This is a genomic window from Streptomyces sp. RLB3-17, from assembly GCF_007113425.2.
Lineage (GTDB): Bacteria > Actinomycetota > Actinomycetes > Streptomycetales > Streptomycetaceae > Streptomyces > Streptomyces mirabilis_D.
Genome location: NZ_CP041610.2, coordinates 10,657,135 through 10,672,634, shown reverse-complemented (window position 1 = coordinate 10,672,634; position 15,500 = coordinate 10,657,135). Strand labels below are relative to the sequence as shown.

The window sequence follows — 15,500 nt, the reverse complement described above, 5'->3', positions numbered from 1 at the left end:
ACGGCGGGCGCGCAGTGCGACGGTCAGTGTGTGCGGGCCGTGCCCACCGATGTGGACGCGGTTCCCGGTCGTCGTGTCGGTGCCGCCCACCACGGTGTGGTCCTGCCCCGGGTCGTACCGTAGTACGTCGCCCCGGTCCGGCCCGGCGAGCGGTTCGCCTGGGGCCGGCCGCCAGCGGGGCGGCCGGCCGGTCGGCGGCGCCGGCCACCGCGCGGACGAACTCGTGGTCGAGCGGGGTGGACACGGTCAGTCCTTCAGTCCGGCGTTGATGTCGGCGCCCATGACGTAGCGCTGGAAGACCAGGAAGATGACGATCAGCGGGATCATGGAGATGACCGATGCGCCGAGCAGGACCGACCAGTTGATGTTCTGCGCGCCGACGATGCTCTGGATGCCGATCTGCACGGTGAACTTGTTGGGGTCGTTCAGCATCAGAAGTGGCCAGATGTAGTCGTTCCATCGCCATTGGAAGGACAGGATGGCGAGGGTCAGCATGATGGGCCGGGAGAGCGGCACCATGATCCGCAGGAAGATCGACAGTTCGCGGGCGCCGTCGATGCGTGCGGCTTCCACGAGTTCGTCGGGAACCGTCAGGAAGAACTGCCGGAACATGAAGCATCCGGTCGCGGTGAGCACGGCCGGGAGGATGATGCCGGCGAACGAGTTGTAGAGGCCGAGGTTGCGGACCACCAGGAACTCGGGGGCGAGCATGACCTCGCCCGGCAGCATCGTGGTGGCCAGGATGCAGATGAAGAACGCCTTGAGCCATTTGTTGTCGTACTTGGCCAGCGCGTACCCGGTACAGCAGCTGGCTCCCACCGTGAGGATCGTCGTGATCACACACACGAGGGTCGTGTTGATGAAGTACTGCGAGAAGTTGGCACTGCGCCACGCCGTCAGGTAACCCGACAGGGTGGGGTGGTGCGGAACCAGCGTCAGCGGATAGGAGAACAGATCCCCGGCGGGTTTGAAGGAGCTGAGGATGAACCACAGCACCGGCAACCCGTAGAGGCACGCCAGGATCCACAGCAGTGTCGTCGCGGGTACCGCCCGCCGGAGCCCACCGCTGCTCGCACCGCGGGGCCGCTTTTTGGAGACGGACCGTCCGGGACCGGCGTCGGCCTTGCGTGGCATGTCTGTGGTTGTCATCGGTTCTCCACCCGCCGGTTGACGACCAGCTGGATGATCGCGACGGCCATCAGGATGAGCATGAGCACGAACGACGCGGCGCTCGCGTAGCCGATCTGGCCCCGTTGGAAGCCGGTCTGATAGATGTACTGGACAAGCAGGTTGTTCGACGTTCCGGGTCCGCCGTTGTTGAGGGAGACGAACAGCGGGTATTCCTTCATCGCGTTGATCGTGTTGAGCAGGATCACGATGAACGAGGTGGGCGCGATGCTCGGCAGCGTGATGCTGATGAACTGGCGCCATGGACCGGCGCCGTCGAGTGAGGCCGCCTCGTAGTACGACACCGGTACGTTCTTGATCGCCGCGATGAACAGCAGCATCGAGAAGCCCGTCCAGGCCCAGGACGCCGCCACCACTACCACCACCAGCGACAGGTCCGCGTTCGACTGCCACGGAACGGCGGACCCGCCGAACTTCTCGACGACGTAGTTGACCAGTCCGAAGTTCTCACCGAACAGCCACCGCCACAGGACACCCACGACGATGGGCGACAGCAGCCACGGGATGAAGAAGACGACGCGGGCCACCGACGCACCCTTGGCGTGCTTGCTCACCAGCACGTTGGCGATGAGCAGCGACAGCGCGAAGTTCAGCGGAACGAAGAGGACGGTGTACAACAGCGTCCGGGTCAGCGCGTCGTAGAAGGCGGAGTCACCGAACAGGTTGTGGTAGTTGTCCAGTCCGACGAACTGGAACGCCCCCACGCCCGTGTAGTTCGTGAAGGAGTAGACGAGCCCGATCACCGCCGGCCACACGAAGAACAGCGCGAAGAGCACGACATTGGCCGCGATGAGGACGAGCGGCGCGAGGGTGTAGGTGCTGCGTCGTCGCCTGGGCGGGCTCACGGACACGTCCGCGGCGCGTTTTGTCATCTTCCTGACTTCCGTGCTGGTGGAATGGATTGCTGTGGGCTCACTTCATGGCCCGGCATCACGTGAGCGCCCAGGGCCGGGCGGCGGTGTCTCGATCCCGCCGCCCGGCCCCTCCGGCCTACGATCCGCCGCCGACCTGCTGGTTGTAGCCGGCCACGATGTTCTCCAGGGCCTTGTCGACCGACTGCTGGCCGTTGATCGCCTTGCCGAGCTCTGTCTTGGTCGGGTCGGTGGTGAGGCTCTTGCCCTTCAGCACCCAGTCGGTCTGCGCGCCGTTGAAGTAGCCCGAGATCGGGGCGTAGAGCGGGATCTCCTCGTTGTACAGCTTGAACGCCGCCTGCGCCGCCTCGGAGGTAAAGGGGTACTTCGGGTTCAGACCGCTCTCGACGGGCAGGAACCCGGACGCCTCGCACAGCTCGCGGTAGTGGTCCGGCTCGTACACCCAGGACAGGAACTTCTGCGCGGCGGTGGTCGCGGCGCCGTTGTTGTTGAAGCCCACCATCATGCCGCCGCTGTTGACGTCGCTGGCCTGCACCGGCTCGGCGGGAGTCGGGACGCTCGCCCAGTCGAACTTCTTGATGCTCGTCGCGAAGGCGGGCACCTGCCACACGCCGGACCAGTAGGCGACCACGTCACCGCTCTGGAACATGGCCGACGGGTCGGCGCCGCTGGTCCACACCGACTTCGGCATGGTCTTGTCGTCGTTGAGTCCGACGAAGTACTCCACGGCCTTCTTGGTCGCGGCATCCACCGAGAACTTGCCGGAGGAGTCCGCGTGGACGTACTGCCCGCCCATCTCGTACACCATGGCGCGCAGCCGGGACGGCGACTGGTCGAACGTGAGGGAGTACTTGGCGCCGGTCTTCTCCCGGACCTTGTTTGCCGCCTTGATGAAGTCGGTCCAGGTCCAGGTGTTCTGAGGCGAGGTCGGGACGGCGACGCCGGCCTTCTTGAACAGCGTCTCGTTGATGAACAGGCCGGACGCGGTGACGTCCGAGGGGATGGACAGCACCTTCCCGGACGAGTCCTTGGCGAGGAAGTTGGCGTTGATGTTGTTCGTCTTGTTCTTGGCGATGGAGCTGAGGTCGATCAGCTTGCTCGACCAGATCGGGTCCAGCGCCGGCACATCCGCCACGTCGGGCAGGGAGTTCGCCTGCGCGGCGTTGTGCAGCTTCGTCGGGTAGCCGTCGTAGGGGATGTTGACGAGCTTGACGTCGACGCCGGCTTCCTTCTTGTACTGCGCCACCAGCTTCTTCCAACCCGCGTCCTGCCCCGGAACCGTGGAGATCCAGAACGTCAGCGACTTGGAGTTCCCGCCCGAGCCGGATCCCGACCCGCAGGCGGAGAGCAGCAGGGCTCCTGCCGTGGCCACGGCAGCGAGAGGAACCAGACGGCGTATGCCGCCGCGGCCGAGTCGGCGAGAGCGCCGCACACCCACACTGGTCATCTTCAATCCCTTTTCGTCGTAGCGGAAGAAGCACGGCGCCAGCCGAGGCGGCACGGGTGCATTTCGCGGGAGATTTCGCTTTCCGGGGGCACGGCCTCGCCCGGCCGTGTCGCCTTGACGGGTGGGGTCCCCGGCCTCGACGGCCGCCGCCCGCGAGCACGCCCTCGCCGGGCTGCCGTACGTCTGGGTACGGCCGGGACGCTCACCCCAAGTCGACGTCCCGGCCGACTTAGAAAGCGCTTGTCCGGACATTGGCAGACCGATAAGTAAGCCGTCAATCCTTCGCCTGCGCGCCTTCGGTCACGTTTTGGACTCCCCTGGCCACGGCGAGCCGGGCGGCACCCACGACGGTACCGAGATCCCCGATCTGGCTGCTGACCACCTCGGTGGGCCAGCTGAGCCGGCCCAGTTCGGCCCGCACCCCCGGCAGGAGCTGCGGATCGGCACCCGTGCTGCCGCCCAGCACGATCAGCCCAGGGTCCAGTACGGCGGTCACGGCGGCGGCCAGCCGGCCCACGTCGGCGGCGTGCCGGGCGACGAGCCCACGGGCGGGTTCCCGGCCCGCGGCGGCCAGCGCGAAAAGCCGCTCGGCGGTACGGGGGCGCGGGCCGTCACCGGCCCGCCAGGCCCGGGCGGCCCGGCGCAGCAGGGCGTGCGAGCCGACATAGGCCTCCAGAGCCTCCTGACGCGGCTCCCGGTCGTCGTCCCAGGGATACGGCAGCCGGGCCAGCTCACCGGCCGCGCCGTTGGCGCCGCGCAGCACCTGGCCGCCGATGACGATGCCGAGACCGATCCCGACGCCGATCCGCAGATAGCCGAAGGTACGACGGCCCCGCGCGGCGCCCTCCTGCAGTTCGGCGAGGGCCGCGCAGTTGACGTTGTTCTCCAGGTGGACGGGCACGCCCGGCGGCAGCGCGACGGACACGGCGTCGAAGACGGGCCCGGCCTTGGCGGTCGCCGGGCGCATGCCGGTGCCCGCCCGGTCGAGCTCGGTGACATCACCGACGGCGACCACGATGGCCCGCAGCGGGGCGCCGGCGGGCAGCGCGGCCAGCGCCTCGCGCACGGCGTCGGCGGCCCGGGCCCGCGGGGTGGCCGCCTCGGCGAGCAGGGTGCCGTCCAGGGCGCAGCCCCGCACCCGGGTGCGGGCCGGGCCCAGGTCGACGGCGAGGACCGAGCCGGAGGCGGGCCCCAGGCCGTACACGGCCGCGGAGCGGCCGGTGCCGCTGGACGCGGTGCCGGAGTGGGTGGCCAGCCGGGCGCTCTCCAGTTCCGCGACGGCGGCGGAGACCGTCGGCTTGGACAGCCCCGCGAGGGTCGCCAGCTGCGGCCGGGTGGCGCTGCCGGCCTGGGCCAGGACGGCGAACACCGCGCTGGCGCTCTCGGTGAGGCGGGGGGCTTCAGTCACGACGTGTTCCACAGTTCCCCCATGGGTCAGGGGCCGCGCTCCCCGGATGACGGATTGCGGCGATGCGATGCCCTCGTGCCGCGCGGTCCCGCCCTCCGGCGGCGTCCCGTTGATCGACTGCGCGACAACTCTTGACGCACTGTACTTGGTTAGTTAACTTCCTAACGAAGTCCGGTACTCGCCTGCCGTGCTCCGCAAGAAGCCCGTCCCGGGGCTTCCCGACTCGCTCAACTCCTGTTCGACCGGACACGGTTCGCCCGCCGTCTCAGCACAGTGCCATGCTCTTCGGCGCTCTTCGCCCAGACGACGAAAGAGGATCCGTGCAGGACACTCCTTCTTCCCCGCTCGTGGTCGGTATCGACGTGGGTGGCACCAAGACCCATCTCCGCGCCCTCGTCGGCGCGGACCCGGTCGCCGAACGCGTCCGGCCGAGCAGCGGCTGGCGGCCGCACGAACCGGCCGCCGCCGCCCGCTGGTTGACGGCATTGGTCCACGAGGCCCTGCCCGTCGACACCCGCCCAGCCGCACTGGCCGTCGGCGGGCACGCCTGCGAGACGCCTCGGCAGTGTGCGGAGCTCCGCTCGGCGCTGGAGGCGGTCCTCCACGTGCCCTGTCTGGTGGTGGGCGACGCCGAACTCCTCGTTCCCGCCGCGGGGCTGGACAAGGGTGTCGGTCTCGTGGCCGGCACCGGCTCGGTGGCCGTGGGGCGACTGGCCGACGGCAGCCCCGTTCAGGTCGGAGGCTGGGGTGCGGCGCTCGGTGACGAGGGCGGCTCCGCCGGTCTCGTACGGGAAGCGGCGCGCGCCGTGTGGGCGGCGCACGACCGTGGTGAAGCCCCGGACGAACTCGCCCAGGAGCTCACCGCCGCGTTCGGGGTGAGTGAGGTGCCCGCCCTGGGCGCCGCGCTGGAGAGCGCGACGGACGTGTCGGCCGAGTGGGGTCGGCACGCGCCCGTCGTGTTCGAGGCCGCGGAGCGGGGTTCCCGGATCGCGCGATCGGTGATAGCCGACGGGGGCCGGTCGCTCGCCGCGCTCGTCGTGCGGCTCGCCGAGCGCGGGGTCGCCGTCGACGACGTGGTGGTCGCCGGCAGCACCGTGCTCTCCCAACCCGCCCTGTACGCCTCCTTCACTACGTCACTCACCGAGTCCGTACCCGGGGCACGGCCCAGGCCGTTGCGGGCGGCGCCGGTCGAGGGGGCCGTGGCGTTGGCGCGAGCCCTCGTATGAGGGGACGGGGTGGCGCGATACTCGCGGGCGACCGGCGCCCCCGCGGGGCAGCGCGCGTCGCCGCGGTGCGGGCGCCGGACAAGTAGTCGGCGCCGGGGGCGCGTTCGCCCGTACAGCGGGCGCACAGGGTCGGCGCATTCGTCCGTACGACACTTTGCCGCCCCCCGCGCTTCGCAAGCGTGACATGAATCGGCCGTAGATCTTCGCTCGTATGACTCGTCCTCACCACAGGGGCACAGTCGCTTCACGACTTCACCCGGCTGTCGGAGGACCCATTCCACTCAGGAGAGGCACATCCATGCCGTCACCAGCCGGGCAGCAGTCCGTCCCCTTGGTCCCCGTCCGTGAACGCGCCTTGAACCGACGGGTGTTCCTGCGCAACTCGCTCGGCGCCTCGGCGGGGCTGCTGGCCGCTCCGACCGTCGTCACCTGGCTCGCCGCCGCGGACGCGAAGGCCGCGACGAGCCCCGCCGCCTTCGTGGACGACTACACCACCAACGTCCTCGCCAACCTGACGCCCGAGACCAACGCGGTGGTCAGGATCCTCGGCGGCATGAGCAAGGTGTGGAAGACCGGGGGTGCCTGGAACACGGGCACGCCGCTCATGTCCGAGGTGCTGCGCGCCAACATGCGTTACTGCGCCCGCATCACGCACGCCCGCACCGACGCACAGGCGAAGGAGGCGTTCATCTACGACCGGCAGCACCAGAGTTACGCGATGATCGCCGGCCTGGGTCCGCTGGCCGACCTGTACAAGACGGGCGCCAAGGCGGTCACCTCCATCACCAGCGCTCCTGACGGCACTCCTTCCGGCAAGATCAACGACGCCGTGCCGGCCGACGCTCCGGCGGGCTCCGCGCAAGGCGCCGGTTCGCACGACTCGGCGCTCGGCAAGGTCGCCGAGCTGGTGGACACGGTGCGCGGCCCGTACGCCTCCGGCAACCCCGGCAAGTACGCCTTCCAGTACCCGCGTCCGTGGCGCATGAACGAGAACAGCGAGGTCGTCGACACAGGGAAGGTCGACGCGCTCGGCTTCCCGGTCTACGACTCCGACGTGATCGTCGCTCCGCAGCTGCTGTGGCAGCGCGGCACGACCGCGGTCGACGACGGCGGCTTCCCCAGCGGCCACACCAACGCCTTCCACCTGGCGGGGCTGGCGTACGCGTACGCGGTGCCCGAGCGCTTCCAGGAGCTGGTGGCGCGCGCCTACGAGCTCAGCCACACCCGGATCATGGCGGGCATGCACTCCACCGTCGACGTCATCGGCGGCCGGATCATGGCCACCGCCCTGGCCGCCGCCACACTGGCCGACCCGGCCAACGCCGCCCTCAAGGCCGCGGCGCGCGCCCAGGCCGCCGCGTACTTCCAGCAGCAGACCGGTTCGACGGCGGACACCCTGTACGCCTACGCGCACTCGGCGGACGTCGCCACCGACCCGTACGCCGACCGGGCCGCCAACGCCCGCGCGCTCACGCCCCGGCTGACGTACGTCCTCACCCGGCACGGCCGCTCCGAGGGCATGACCGTGCCCAAGGGCGCCGAGGTCCTGCTGGAGACGCGGCTGCCCTACCTCGACGCCGCCCAGCGCCGCGAGGTGCTCCGCACGACCGCCCTGCCTTCCGGGTACGTGCTGCTCGACGGCTTCGAGCAGTGGGGTCGGCTCAACCTGTTCGCCGCCGCGGACGGGTACGGGGCCTTCGAGTCCGACGTGAACGTCACCATGAACGCCGCCGACGGGGGCTTCAGCGCGGCCGACACCTGGCGCAACGACATCTCCGGGTGCGGCCGGCTGGTCAAGCGCGGCACCGGTGCGCTGACCCTGACGGGCCACAACGCCCACACGGGCGGCACCGTGCTGGAGGAGGGCGTGCTGACGGCCGGTTCGACGGGTGCGCTGGGGTGCGGCGACGTCCGGGTGGACGGCGGGACCCTGCGGGTCGACGCGGCGTCGTCCGCACGCGTGCGCGGCAGCTACACGCAGGCGTCCGGCGCGGGCCTGGAGGCGACGCTCCGTGCGGGCCGCGTGCCCGCGCTGACGGTGGAGCGACGGGTCGTACTGAGTCGGGACAGCGCGCTCACGCTGCGGCTGGACGCCGACCGGCCGCCGGTCCCCGGCACCACCGTCCCGGTGCTCCGGACGTCGTCGCTGCGCGGCCAGTTCGCCCGTATCACGGTCGAGGCGGACGGATACCGGGCCGTGCCCGTGTACTCGGTGGACGGGCTGTCCGTGCGGCTCGTACGGCACTGATCCCCGCCCCGGGGACGAGCTCCCCGAGGACGAGCTGAGTGACAGGACCCGTGGACCGTGCGTGAACGGTCCACGGGTCCTCTTCGTTCTCGTGCGCCTTCGTTTCCGTGCGCCGCGTCCGATTTCCGCCAGCCGTGGTGGCGGCCATGGCGCAGAGTGGACAGCGGAGACACACTTCGAAAGGACACGACCGATGCCGGTGTACACAACGATCGACAGTCCCCTGGGCGAGCTGCTGCTGGTGGGCGAGGAGTCGGTCACCGCGAAGGGCGGCACGGCGCTGGTCTCGCTGTCCATGCCCGGCCAGAAGTCCGGCGCCGTCGTCCAGGACGGCTGGACCAGGGACGAGAAGGCGTTCACCGAGATCGTCTCGCAGCTGCGCTCGTACTTCGACGGGGCGCTGACCGACTTCGACATCGAATACGTGAGCGGCGCGGGCAGCGACTTCCAGCAGCGGGTGTGGAAGGCGGTGGAGACCGTCCCGTACGGCACGACCGTCAGCTACGGAGAGATCGCCGCGCGCATCGGCGCGTCGAGGGCCGCCGTGCGCGCCGTGGGCACGGCGATCGGCGCGAACCCGCTGCTGCTCGTGCGCCCGTGCCATCGTGTGATCGGCGCGAGTGGCTCCCTCACGGGGTACGCCGCCGGTCTCGAGCGCAAGCAGCAGCTCCTCGACCTGGAGCACGCACGCCCGGCCACCTGAGGATCGCCACCATCATGAACACGCTCGACACCACCCACCCGGCGGGTCCGGTCGCCGACCGCGTCGCGGCGAACGACTGGACCGCACTGACCGACGAGCTGAACGAGCACGGACACGCACTGACCACTCGACTGATGCCCCCCGACGAATGCCACGGGATCAGGGCGCTCTACGACGAGACCGACCGCTTCCGCACCACCGTCGACATGGCCCGCCATCGCTTCGGTTCCGGCCAGTACCGCTACTTCACCCATGAACTGCCCGACTTGATACAAGAGTTGCGCGAGTCGCTCTATCCGCGGCTGCTGCCCGTCGCCCGGGACTGGGCCGACAAGCTCCGGCAGCCCGCCCCCTGGCCCGAGGACCTGGAGGAGTGGCTGGCGATGTGCCACGCGGCCGGGCAGGCCAAGTCCGCTCAGATCCTGCTGCGTTACGGGCCCGGCGACTGGAACGCGCTGCACCGCGATGTGTTCGGCGCGATGGTGTTCCCGCTCCAGGTCGTCATCGGCCTCGACGCACCCGGAGTCGACTTCACCGGCGGCGAGTTCATCATGACCGAGCAGCGGCCCCGGGCGCAGTCGCGGGGATCGTCCACGACCCTCCCGCAGGGACACGGGCTGATCTTCACCACCCGCGACCGGCCCGTCGCCTCCCGGCGCGGCTGGTCGACCGGACCGATGCGGCACGGCGTGAGCACCGTCCGCTCCGGGCGGCGTCACACACTGGGCCTGGTCTTCCACGACGCCGCGTGACCTCCGCCCCGAAGCGGCGGTGGCGGGTGACCAGACCGGCGCCCGGCGAGGGGCACGCTTTCGGCGAGCCCCTCCCCCACAGCGCGGTGTTCAGCCGATGGCCGTCTCGCGAAAAAACACGGTGGTGTCCCACCGAACCCGCTGGTTAGGGTCGCCGGATGAGCACACGTACCTTCCGCGTCACCGTCCGCGGCGTCTTCGACGGGCTCGGCGCGGAGCAACGCGCCGAGCTCCTTGCCCGCGCGTCCGAGCACGACGTGCTGCACGCCGCCTTCACCCCCGAGGGGCACCTCAGCTACGACCTCGCGGCCCGGCCCGCCTTCACGTTCCGGTTCCTGGACTCGGGAGAGGCGGAGGAGGACATCCTGGAGGCGACCGAGCGCGCCGAGGCCGCCGCGCAGGCGTGGCTGACCGAGCGCGGCTACGGATACAAGAACCTCAGGTCGAAGGCCGAGGACCTGTCCCAGGCCCCCCTCGGCAAACGGCAGCGCCGCGCCGCCGCGCACGGCGCCTAGGACGCGTGCGGCCGGTCATCGACGCGCCCCGCGACCACGGGGCCGGTTTTGCCGAATCGGCAACAGGCTTGGCTCGCGCCACACCGACCGCCGCATGATCGTCGGTAGTACCGGAGGCCGCATGACGAACGGGCCGCTCCGGCCCCTTCGCCGCACCGGCCACGCGTCGAGCCCCCTGGGAGGATCCGTGCCGCAGCCGTCCACAACAGACCGCATCCACCGTCTTGTCCCCTCGCCCGCCGGGCGGACCCACCTGGTGGAGCAGGGGACCGGCCCACTGGTCCTGCTCGTCCACGGTTTTCCTGAGTCCTGGTACTCCTGGCGCCACCAGCTTCCGGCACTCGCCGCGGCCGGCTACCGGGCGGTCGCCGTCGACGTCCGCGGCTACGGCCGCTCCTCCAGGCCCGAGGCGCCGACCGCGTACCGGATCCTCGAGCTGGTGGAGGACAACGTCGCCGTGGTGAAAGCCCTGGGTGAGGAGTCCGCGATCGTCGTCGGGCACGACTGGGGTGCGAACATCGCCGCCGTCTCCGCCCTCGTCCGCCCCGACGTGTTCCGCGCGGTCGGACTGCTCAGCGTGCCCTACGCCCCGCGCGGCGGCCCGCGCCCCAGTGAGATCTTCGCGCAGATGGGCGGGGACGAGGAGTTCTACGTCTCCTACTTCCAGGAGCCCGGCCGGGCCGAGGCCGAGATCGAGCCCGACGTCCGCGGCTGGCTCGCGGGCCTGTACGCGGCGCTGTCCGCCGACACCATGCCCGCACCCGGCGCGTCGGACCCGCACTTCGTGAGCCCCGGGGGCGCGCAGCGCGACCGCTTTCCCACCGGGCGGCTGCCCCACTGGCTCGACGAGCACGATCTCGATCTCTACGCGGGAGAGTTCGAGCGGACCGGGATGACGGGGGCCCTGAACCGCTACCGGAACATGGACCGGGACTGGGAGGACCTGGCCGACCACGACGGTGCGCCCATCAGCCAGCCCTCGCTGTTCATCGGCGGCGGTCGGGACGCGTCCACCACCTGGCTGGCCGACGCGATCGCGGCCTACCCCACCACCCTGCCCGGTCTGCTCTCCTCCCACCTCCTCGACGACTGCGGCCACTGGATCCAGCAGGAGCGACCCGAGGACGTCAACCGCATCCTGATCGACTGGCTCACCCAAGTCACGAGCGACAAGTGACGTTCCCAACCGGGGCAATCCCTCGATCAGGTGACTCACCTCGGGCGAGTGGATCGAACGCCACATCACGACCGCATCACCCAACACCCCCTAGGTCCGGCACGACCACTCGAACCTTCGTCTGAGGATTCGCCCTCCTACACCCGTGACGGCTTCTTGATCAGGTGCGTTCTTGAGGCACCCGCTCATCGTCGTCACCGTAGGAGGAACCGTGAACCCCATCCCCGCTCCCGCCCTTGCCCAGCCCGCTTTCGAACAGCCCGCCGCCGCGCCCCGGACCGTGGTGACGCCCACGGTGCACGGTGTTGACGCCGTGGCCGTCTCCGTCGCGGATACCTCATGCGGGGCACCGAGGTGGGGGGCATGACCGACTCGAAGTCACTGCCCGGCTCGAAGTCACTTCCCGACGCCGTACAGGCGTGGGCCGAGAGCATCCTCGGTCCACTCACCGTCGTGCGCGATGCCTCCCACCCCCGGCCCGGGTCCCGGGTGTGGGAGGTGACCCACCAGCGCGATGGTGCCCGTCATTTCGTGAAGATCTCGCCCACACCGAAGTTCTTCGCCCGCGAGACCCGGGCCTATCGGCAGACCGCCCCCGCTCTGGGGCCGGGATCGGTGCCTCGGCTCGTGGAGACGAACCCCCAGTGGCAGGCGCTGCTGCTGACCGCCGTACCCGGCCGGGGAGTCACGTCGCTCCCGCTCACTCCGGCGCGGCAGCGCGCCGTACAACGGCAGGCCGGTGCGTGGCTGAGTCGCTTCCACGGCGGGCCGCGCGATCTCAGTCCCCAGGACCACGCCGAAGCGGCGGCCGAAGTAGCCCGTGCGGTACACGGCGCCGAACGGCACCTGGAGAGTGCCGAAGACCTGATCGGCGAGCGGGAACGGGAGACCGTACGACGCCATGCCGCCGAGCTGACGCGGCTGGACCCGCTGCCCCGCGGCTACGTGCACGGCGACTTCCAGGAACGCAATTGGCTGTTCGACACCGGGCCCGGCAGGCTGGCGGTGGTCGATCTGGAGCGGGCCCGGCCGCATGCCGTCGTCTTCGACATCGTCCGCCTCGCCTGCGGCCCGTGGGTGGGCCGGCCGGACCTGCGTGCCGCGTTCTTCGAGGGCTACGGCCGTGAGCTCGCCGACAAGGAGGAACGCTCCCTTCGGTGTCTGGCCGCGCTCGATGCCGTGAGCGCCATCTCCTGGGGTGTCCCCCACCACGATCCCGAGATCGTCGCACGCGGCCGCGCGACCCTGGCCCGGCTGGAACGGGGGGATGCCGCGTGAGCGAGCCGTTCGCCACTCTCACCGGCCCCGCGGGCGGGGGTGCGCCGTGAAAGGTGGCACCGTGCCTCGGCAGGGCACTCCCCCCGAGTCCGTGCCGTCCCCCGCCACGGTCGCCGCAAGGCCGTCGCCCCCACCGCCCACCGAACTCCGTCACGGGGGCCGGCACGCCAGGAACCCGCTCACCCTCTCCAGGGGTCGCTGAGCGCCCCTGAGGGAGCCTCAGGAGTTCTCAGGGTCGAGTCAGGGGGACTCCTGATGGTCCGAGGGGCTCGAAGCGGGCGAGAGTGGTGACATCAACATCCAGTTGCCGCGTGAGCCGCTGTCGACCGGAAGGACCCCTCGTGAACCCCCTTGCGCGTCGGATCGCCGTGCTGAGCCTGGTCGGCGCGGCGTTGGCGACCGCTGTCACCGGTACCGGGACAGACATGGGTACGCGTGTCGGTGGTAGTGGCGCGGCCCTCGCCGCTACCACCACAACACCGGGCCCCGCCCCTGCTTCGCCCCGGCCACCGTTGGATCCGGCCGCGCTGCGAGCCGCGTTGCGGGTGAGGCCGGACGATCACGCCGCCGGCGCGATCGCGCTCGTCGCCGAGCCCGGTCAGGTGTGGCGCGGTTCGTCCGGCGACACCGTCACCGGGAAACGCATTCCTGACAACTCGCACTTCCACATCGGCAGCATTTCCAAGACCTTCGAGTCGACGGTCGTGCTGCAGTTGGCGGCAGAGGGACGGCTCGACCTGAACCGACCGATACAGCACTACCTGCCGGGCCTGCTGCCCGACACCTTCCAGCCGATCACGGTCCGCCAGTTGCTCAACTTCACCAGTGGCCTGCCGGACGTGCTCGAAGGGGCTCCACCACAGAGCACCGACGAACAGATCGCCCATCGGTACGACTACCAGACGTTCGATCAGATCATCCAGGAAACCCTGCGGCCCGCCGACCGTCCGAGGCCGGGACCGAGGTTCGCGCCCGGTACGAAACAGGAGTACAACTCCCTCGGTTTCCGGATCGCCGGGAAGCTGATCGAGCGGATCACCGGGCACAGCTTCAAGAACGAGGTCACCGCCCGCATCCTGCGTCCACTGCGCCTCGACCGGACGTCGGTGCCGCAGGACGACCCCCGGATGCCCCGGCCCTACCTGCACGGCTACCTCATCAACAGCGCGGGCGAGCCGGTCGACGTCAGCGAACAGGGCGGCGATCCGTCCAACATGATCTCCACCCCTGCCGACCTGGACCGGTTCATCACCGCGCTCTTCCAGGGCCGGCTGCTGCCGACCGCCCAGCTCGAAGAGATGTTCACCCTCCCCAGGGACGAAGACGACAAGGTGGTGCCATACGCCGACGCCTCCAACTGTCTGTCTCCGGACGGCAGGCCAGGCCCGGCCTGCTTCGGACTCGGCCTGATGTCCGTCCCGCTGCCGGACGGCACCGTGCTCTGGGGCAAGACCGGACACGACTACGGCTACGCCAACGGAATGTTCGCCACCCGGGACCTCTCCCTGCGGGGCGTCTACTCCATCTCCACCACGTCGTCCGACAACGGCCGCCCGAATCCGATATCCGACCGCCTTCTCCTCGCCGCGGTCGCACCGACCTCCAAGTAACGTCCACAGGCGGAGAGTTGAGGCGGTAGATGCGCCGAGCGTGGCGTCGCTAGGCGCGAGTCGATGCCCTGACGTGCAGTGCGACGGGCAGGGTGCGCACGGTTCCCGGTGGCGTCCGGCCGGACAGGATCTCGCAGAGCAGGCGGGCGCATTCGGCTCCCATCGAGCGGGGGCGCAGGTCGATCGCGGTGATCGCCGGCTCCGCCGTCCGCATCGCCGAGCAGTCCACGCAGGACGCCAGCAGCAGATCCCCGCCCACCGTGCGGCCCGCGGCGCGCAGTTCGGGCAGCACGGCCGCGGCGGCACCGTCGGGAGCGCACACGACGGCGTCGGTCCCGGGTTCCTGGGCGAGCAGGTCCCGCGCGACACCTCGCAGTACCTCGGGGGTGGCACCGACGGGCGCCTTGCGCAGGACGAGGGGTACGCCGTGGTCGGCGCACCAACGGGCGTGGGTCCGTTGGAGGGTGAGGGACCAGTCGGAGGTGGCCTCGGAGGCGATGAGCGCGGGCCGCCGGGCACCGGAGTCGCGCAGATGGTCCAGCAGTTCGGTCATCGACGCCTCGTGGTCGGAACGGACCACCCCGGTCGGCTGCTGGTCACCGGAGTACCGCTCGGCCGTCACGACCGGCAGCCCGGTGTTCATCAGATGCCGGACCACCGGGTCCTCGGGGGCCGGGTCGCACAGCACCAGCCCGTCCACCTGGGGCGTACCGTGCTGCGGCAGATGACCGGAGGACAGCAGGGTGACGTTCAGGCCCGCGCCCGCGGCCCGCTCGGCCACTCCGAAGACGAACGCCATGGAGTACTCGGCGCTGGTCAGGAACTCCGGGAAGTAGAGCGCGACGGTGTCCGTGACGGAGGTGCGCAGGCTGCGGGCGCTGCGGTTGGGTGCGTAGCCCAGCCGCCGGGCCGCCTCCAGCACGGCCTCCCGGGTCGGTCCCGACACCCGGCCGTGACCGCGCAGGGCGTCCGAGGCCGTGGTCTTGGAGACCGCGGCCGCGCGCGCCACGTCGGCGATCGTGGGCGGGGTGCAGGGGCGGGGCGGTGGCACGGCCGCGGATCCGGGGGTCGGCATC

General features: G+C 70.5%; 13 protein-coding genes. 8 read left to right on the top strand and 5 right to left on the bottom strand.

The window, feature by feature from the left end; genetic code table 11:
- Window positions 1–246: 246 nt before the first annotated feature.
- The 4 genes from FNV62_RS48090 to FNV62_RS48075 all read right to left on the bottom strand — a co-directional run bounded on the left by FNV62_RS48090 (window position 247) and on the right by FNV62_RS48075 (window position 4,915).
- Window positions 247–1,149 carry a carbohydrate ABC transporter permease gene (locus FNV62_RS48090; protein WP_060900886.1) on the bottom strand — a complete coding sequence of 301 codons (903 nt, stop codon included), beginning with the start codon at window positions 1,147–1,149 and terminating at the stop codon, window positions 247–249.
- Window positions 1,146–2,060 carry a carbohydrate ABC transporter permease gene (locus tag FNV62_RS48085; RefSeq protein ID WP_060900887.1) on the bottom strand — a complete coding sequence of 305 codons (915 nt, stop codon included), beginning with the start codon at window positions 2,058–2,060 and terminating at the stop codon, window positions 1,146–1,148. The genes FNV62_RS48090 and FNV62_RS48085 overlap by 4 nt, the downstream gene beginning before the upstream one ends.
- A gap of 118 nt (window positions 2,061–2,178) precedes the next feature.
- A complete protein-coding gene (locus FNV62_RS48080) occupies window positions 2,179–3,507 on the bottom strand; it encodes an ABC transporter substrate-binding protein (protein WP_143604378.1) in 1,329 nt (442 codons plus the stop codon).
- 274 nt (window positions 3,508–3,781) lie between these two features.
- Window positions 3,782–4,915, bottom strand: a complete 1,134-nt coding sequence (locus FNV62_RS48075) for an ROK family transcriptional regulator (protein ID WP_225900656.1) — start codon at window positions 4,913–4,915, stop codon at window positions 3,782–3,784.
- Between the two features lie 320 nt (window positions 4,916–5,235).
- On the opposite strand from FNV62_RS48075, the gene FNV62_RS48070 reads away from it, so the two are divergent.
- The 8 genes from FNV62_RS48070 (at window position 5,236) to FNV62_RS48035 (ending at window position 14,424) form a co-directional block, all read left to right on the top strand.
- On the top strand, window positions 5,236–6,141 hold the full coding sequence (locus tag FNV62_RS48070) for an N-acetylglucosamine kinase (protein WP_143604376.1): 906 nt from the start codon (window positions 5,236–5,238) through the stop codon (window positions 6,139–6,141).
- A 298-nt stretch (window positions 6,142–6,439) separates the two neighbouring features.
- A complete protein-coding gene (locus FNV62_RS48065; protein WP_143604375.1) occupies window positions 6,440–8,389 on the top strand; it encodes a phosphatase PAP2 family protein in 1,950 nt (649 codons plus the stop codon).
- Between the two features lie 193 nt (window positions 8,390–8,582).
- Entirely contained in the window at window positions 8,583–9,092 is a 510-nt protein-coding gene (locus FNV62_RS48060) for a methylated-DNA--[protein]-cysteine S-methyltransferase (RefSeq protein ID WP_097288001.1), read from the top strand.
- Window positions 9,093–9,106: 14 nt separating this feature from the next.
- The gene (locus FNV62_RS48055) at window positions 9,107–9,844 is read left to right on the top strand and encodes a 2OG-Fe(II) oxygenase (protein ID WP_143604374.1); all 738 of its coding nucleotides are present in this window, start codon (window positions 9,107–9,109) and stop codon (window positions 9,842–9,844) included.
- A 158-nt stretch (window positions 9,845–10,002) separates the two neighbouring features.
- Window positions 10,003–10,359 (top strand): DUF6204 family protein, encoded by a 357-nt coding sequence (locus tag FNV62_RS48050; protein ID WP_097287999.1) that lies wholly within the window; start codon window positions 10,003–10,005, stop codon window positions 10,357–10,359.
- A 187-nt stretch (window positions 10,360–10,546) separates the two neighbouring features.
- Window positions 10,547–11,536: an alpha/beta fold hydrolase gene (locus tag FNV62_RS48045; RefSeq protein ID WP_225900655.1), complete on the top strand. Its 990-nt coding sequence runs from the start codon at window positions 10,547–10,549 to the stop codon at window positions 11,534–11,536.
- A 363-nt stretch (window positions 11,537–11,899) separates the two neighbouring features.
- Complete coding sequence (locus tag FNV62_RS48040) at window positions 11,900–12,814, top strand: aminoglycoside phosphotransferase family protein (protein WP_143604372.1); 915 nt, start codon at window positions 11,900–11,902, stop codon at window positions 12,812–12,814.
- A 341-nt stretch (window positions 12,815–13,155) separates the two neighbouring features.
- The gene (locus FNV62_RS48035) at window positions 13,156–14,424 is read left to right on the top strand and encodes a serine hydrolase domain-containing protein (RefSeq protein ID WP_225900654.1); all 1,269 of its coding nucleotides are present in this window, start codon (window positions 13,156–13,158) and stop codon (window positions 14,422–14,424) included.
- 49 nt (window positions 14,425–14,473) lie between these two features.
- Here the strand turns inward: FNV62_RS48035 and FNV62_RS48030 are convergent, their stop codons facing one another.
- Window positions 14,474–15,499: a LacI family DNA-binding transcriptional regulator gene (locus FNV62_RS48030; RefSeq protein ID WP_143604371.1), complete on the bottom strand. Its 1,026-nt coding sequence runs from the start codon at window positions 15,497–15,499 to the stop codon at window positions 14,474–14,476.
- Between the last annotated feature and the right edge of the window lies 1 nt (window position 15,500).